Raw genomic sequence first — 5,320 nt, 5'->3', positions numbered from 1 at the left:
GGTGTACACAGCTGTCGCCTCCTCATTCCTTCCGAAAAGTACCACCGATAAGCCGCCGCAGTCATGCGATTCTTGGCTTAGCTAAAGACGGATGCACGCGACGTCCATATCGTCGCCCCGGAGTGCGGATAGTGCGGCATCGTAGTCGTCGAAGTTCAGATCGGGGTGACCGATAGCGAGGTTCAGATCGGCGTGAGTTAGGCCTGCAGCCTGTTCTCCGTATGCAAGGCTGTGCCAGAGAACTGTCGTCGTCAGATGGGTACCGAGAGGCGGGAGACCGTTTTCGGTCCATTTTCGGTCCTCAAGCTGGGCGTGCGCGGTACCATCGTCGTCGTAGATGTCGGCGGTCACTGCGGGGCCGAGATCGACGAAGTCGAATAGGCGCTCACGAAGGATCGTCTGAATCCCACCGCCAGGATCGTCATCAGCGACTGTGAGGTCGTATATCCGAATCCAGTGGCGGTCGTAACTGTCGGGCTGGTGATTCCAGAGGTAGTAGACGGCTCGAGCAAGCAAGCGGAGGGCATCACGCGTGCGCTGGAATTGAGGGATCGTATCGATCTTGTCCGTGAGAGCGTCGATTAAGGAGGGATGGAAGGGGTACTCGCGAGCGAGGACATCCACGTAGCCAGCGTCAGTGGCTTCCTGTGGATACTGCCGGTCTTCCTGGTCATAGAATTGGAAGTATGATTCAGCGGCTTCGCGCGCGGCGTTTTCTGGAACTTCCGAGAAGAGACGGTGTTGAAGGACTTGTCCGATCTCGTTTTCGTCGGTCGGTGTGACCGTCTTGTGCTGCCGCCGGCCGATCTCGTTGACCTCCTCAATGTGATCACGGACGCCATCACGAACCCGGTCAGCCTGTTCACCAAACGCTGTATCCGCGATAGAGTAGACGACCGTGACGTGCTCCGACTCGGCAGCCGCTTCGAGGAGCGCCATCACGAACGAAAGCGTCTGATCGGCGAGCGTCTTGTCGCCGACAGGCGTGCCCGCGGCCTTGTTCATGTAGTCGGCGATTTCGTCGATCAGAATGAGAGCCGGCTGATCGTACTGAGCGAAGAGTTTCGAGAGCGTCCCCTCACCGGGTGCGTCCCGGTCTTGGTCGTAGTCCTTGAGGTACTCGTAGCCATCGAGCCCGTAGAGCTGGTACGCGAGTTCACCCCACATCGTCCGGGTATTCGGGGCATCCGGATCGTCGTCGGCGTGTCGGGCATCCTTACTATCGGCTTTCGTACCGATGAAGACCCCCGTCGCGATGTCGAGGCCCTCGGCTACCGCATTCTGGTAGTCAGCCGCAAGTTCCTTATCACCGTCCAGCAGGTAGTGCGAGAGGTCGTCAATACCGGCAGGGTTCTCAGCAAGATGGTACGAAGCGATGAGGTCGTGCGTTTTCCCACCACCGAATCGTGTGTCAAGACAGAGAATACTCGAAGTATATGAACCAGGGTCGTACTTTGTCGTCGCCAAGAAACGCCCCGTGAGATTGGAGAGCAGCGTACGGAGACCCTCCGTGGGATAGGTCATATCGTAGAACGAGTCGGGGTCTCGATAGACTGGTGCTGCCTTCTCAGGGTTGTGGACGACAGTCGAGAGTTTCGCAGCGAACTGTTCCTCCTGAAGCGAGCCGTCTAACACATCGTCGCGCGGCTGGCAATTCTCGAAGAGCGAAGGATACTCGCTACTCATCATTGTCCTCCGCTGATGTACCGGCCTCTGGTTTGGATACGATCACGAACTCGCATTCTGAACTATTCTCAATAATTGCCTTGGCGATTCCCTTCGACTCTGCAATATCGATCTTAATTTCATCACCGACCTCAGCATCGAACTTCTTAAGCTCAGGTCCGGACAAATTGACCCGACCAGATTGGCCAGTATTCTGCCCGATTGTCTTCTGAGTCATCTGGATATTTCTATTACTTGATGGGAGTGTTATAACCTTTACTTAGTCTAAGCCGCACTAGGGCTGTACAAACCATGGTTCGGGCGTAGTATCCAGATTAGCTGGCCCCAATAATTATCAAATTTTATGGGTTTGATTTCAGTCAGAATGATTCTCTTGAACTGCGTCGCGAACAATATCATTCATTTCGTCTCGAACAATCCGTCGGATATCTTCTTCCGAGAAGCCACTATCATGGCGCTCGACGGCTAATTGGCCACTAAGCGAACGAAGGGCTAATTCTAGTGCTTCGATTTGGTCACTGAATTCCGATAGTGTTCCATGGACTGCATCAGAATTGAAGTGGCTCTGATCGCTAACCTCAATATCACCACCACGTTCGTCCAGAATGCGTTTTGCAGGTCGGTCCCCAACGACTTGCTCATCAGGAAGGTCGGGACTAACCGATACCGGATTCATCATTCCAGTTAACTGGATTGTAGAGACAGAGTCAAGGTTTCCCGCAAGGTGATTGGCCATCTTCTCCTGTTGATCTTGCTCACCGTGAATGAGATACACCTGCGATGGAGACACTTGACGTGCAAATTGAAGCAATTCGTTCCGAGCAGCGTGTGCTGACAGCCCGTGGTATCGACTGATCCAACCAACTGGAACTTTAACACGTGTTCCGTCACCCTCATCAGGAATATCTCCATTCAACCCATTTGAGGGAAGAGTGAGAGCAATTTCGTCCAAATCATCTTTCAACGCTTCCTCTAATCGGCGGCCAGGTGTTCCTTCGGCTTGGAACCCACAGAGGATGATGCGGGCATCATCATATCGCTGAGTGAACTCGAGTAAGTACGTCGGAGAAAAGCCTCCAGACAACATTCCAGAGGGTGCGATTATAATGGGTGTTTCGTCAGCTTCCAATAACTCCTCTCGGGACAAGGACATTCGTCTCGCAGATGACGCCTGATCAAAGAGGAACGGCTGTTGATCACCCGAATTGACAATGTAATTTCGGATCGATTCAGCTGCAAACTCTCCCTGACAATGCTCGTTGTAAGTGTTTGTAGCGCGTTGGGCCATTCCATCGTAGACAATGTTGAGTTGTGAGCGGTCTTCCTCTGGGAGCGTATGGATACGGTTTTTGAACATATAGAGCAGTTCCTGAGATCGACCTACACCAAAGCAGGGGATGAGAACTGGTTTCCCATTCGTGGCCGCTTCGATAGCTTCATTGTAAATATCGGTTCTCGTATCAGAAGCGTTAGTATGAGAATGAGTATCCCCGTATGTTGACTCAAGAAAGAGCGCATCTGCCTGAGGGGGTTCATCGATATCTGGAAGGTGGTTCGACCGTCCGCCAATATCTCCCGAGAAAACCACTCGAGAGCCATCAACGGTTAGTGCGAGCCAAGCACTCCCCAGTAAGTGGGCAGCATTTCCAAACTCGAAATGGAGTGTCTCGGTATCATCAATATGTGCAATATGGTCACTCAAATCTGCTGCTTGGTATCCACAAGGCCGGAAACGATCAATGACCTTTCTCAGATCCGTTTCGGTGTACTGCTGTTCTCTTCCCGGTTTTTGAGTCACACGACGATGGATCTTCAGTGAATCCCGAAGTAGTGTATCCGCAAGTGCCGCTGTCGGTCTTGTCGTAATTACAGGTGCCTGATCTGAGAGAAAGTTATGACTTTCTAATAGCGGAAGCGATCCAATATGATCGATATGGGCGTGGGTGAGAAACACTGCATCAATTTGGCCTTCGTCAAAACCTCTGAGGTCAGGAAACAGTCCACCATCTCCTTGATTTAATCCAACATCGACAAGATACGTTCCTGTTCGTGTCTCAACCTGGTAACAACTTCGACCAATTTCTTTCGCACCGCCTCGAGGAATGACTACAAAGGGGGATTCATCATCGACCGAAAAATCAATTTCTGCTTCTCCACCGATTCTGGGAACATACTCATTTTCCTTCTCACTAGACTCCTGAACGGTACCGCTCATCGGGATAACACCTCATTTGCATAGAACCGCTCACTGCTTTCAGTTCGCCCACGTAACCGAATAAACTCGAGTAGATCTGTCTCACTTAGTTGTGGGAAGAACTGATCAATTTCAGAGAGAACTGGGTTTAGTGATCGATGGTCGCTGGTGGCTGGTGCCACACGGTCTAACATCCAATTAGCAGGTGTCGCGTCAAGTTGGTCTATACGCTCTGCTTCACCCTCTGTGAAGTATTTATGACGGCCAGCTGGTTGCTGTGTCTCACGGCTGGACCGCGCTGGTTTTGCTGTTGCCTCAGTAACCTGAAGGAGTTGTGGTGGGGATCGGGTTTCTCCAGGCATAGCAGTATCAAGCGAGTCTCTAATTTGTGTTGCTGCGAGGCTTCCCTCTCGCCGAAAGTACCCAAGAGTGATATCCGCTTGGTCTTTGTAGAGTTCTGGTGTAGCTACTGTGGCTCCGGTATCTGGATCATTAGTTGTGTAGCGAGGAGCGATCTCAGCTACACAAAGATCTGTGAATTGAAGGCGATCTGTATCAACATACGGAGAGCTATCGATTTTCGTTAGAAGTTCGGATAGAGACTCGATGAACTCATTTGGTCGCCATGCAGTCGCATTTCGAGGTGGTCGTTCTGCAGGGTTATCGAAATAGACTGTCGACTCTGGTATGTATGCTCCCTGTGGAATTCGAACGTCAACTGGATAATCCGGTGTATGAAGTTCTTCATGCGTTCGATCGCCGTTCGTTGACTTTCCTAGGGAAAACCGAATCATTACAGGAAAGACGGTACTGGGGAGACACTCAATCACGGTACGTGGATCGGATTCGTCTAAGATAACTGTGCCCCGGTTAGTAACCTCGGCAGAATCGATATCGGTATCGTTCGCTCCCATAATACGGTTAAGAATTCCATGTGCACTAAATGTCATCCAACCGTGGTGGAAGTGAAACTGATGGATGAGATTTGAGCACGATTTTGACATTCCATCCAAATACATCAGAACTGTGGCTTGCCGAGCGCTCCCTGATGAATACTCTCTAACACACCGTTCTTTCTGTGATTTTAGATCCTGCTTCCACCAGTAGATTTTTTCACCAAGTGAGTGACCTAGCAGTGGTTTCGAATTTATAGGCTCTATTTCACTCCTTTTGAAGTCGTGCACTGGCTACCTGAAATATAGCAGCCGAATTCAGAACTACTGCTAGATACGTCTGAACAGCTCCAGTCTATCCTCAATGGGCAAGAACTCAGGTCAGGATGAGAGGCATTATTGGCCGGTGAATCCAGGTCACGCTATCCGACTATTACAGAAGTTCCTCGACGTGCTCTGTTGAATAGCGATCTAATCCGCCGATATCACTAGCTTAGAAGGATGAAGCCGAGGAATTCGATTCTGTCTATGGAAATCGATATCCTCG

General features: G+C 50.8%; 3 protein-coding genes. All 3 read right to left on the bottom strand.

What is annotated here, in order from left to right; genetic code table 11:
- Positions 1-81 precede the first annotated feature (81 nt).
- The 3 genes from BM113_RS21625 to BM113_RS21615 all read right to left on the bottom strand — a co-directional run bounded on the left by BM113_RS21625 (position 82) and on the right by BM113_RS21615 (position 3,901).
- Positions 82-1,686: a DUF499 domain-containing protein gene (locus tag BM113_RS21625; protein ID WP_245758155.1), complete on the bottom strand. Its 1,605-nt coding sequence runs from the start codon at positions 1,684-1,686 to the stop codon at positions 82-84.
- On the bottom strand, positions 1,679-1,903 hold the full coding sequence (locus BM113_RS21620; protein WP_089790183.1) for a hypothetical protein: 225 nt from the start codon (positions 1,901-1,903) through the stop codon (positions 1,679-1,681). Before BM113_RS21620 ends, BM113_RS21625 begins: the two co-directional genes overlap by 8 nt.
- Positions 1,904-2,041: 138 nt before the next feature.
- Positions 2,042-3,901, bottom strand: a complete 1,860-nt coding sequence (locus BM113_RS21615) for an MBL fold metallo-hydrolase (protein ID WP_089790181.1) — start codon at positions 3,899-3,901, stop codon at positions 2,042-2,044.
- Between the last annotated feature and the right edge of the window lie 1,419 nt (positions 3,902-5,320).

Source organism: Natronobacterium haloterrestre, from assembly GCF_900112205.1.
Classification (GTDB): Archaea; Halobacteriota; Halobacteria; order Halobacteriales; family Natrialbaceae; genus Natronobacterium; species Natronobacterium haloterrestre.
The sequence above is the reverse complement of the archived record's forward strand: the minus strand, read 5'-3'. Positions and strand labels throughout refer to the sequence as shown.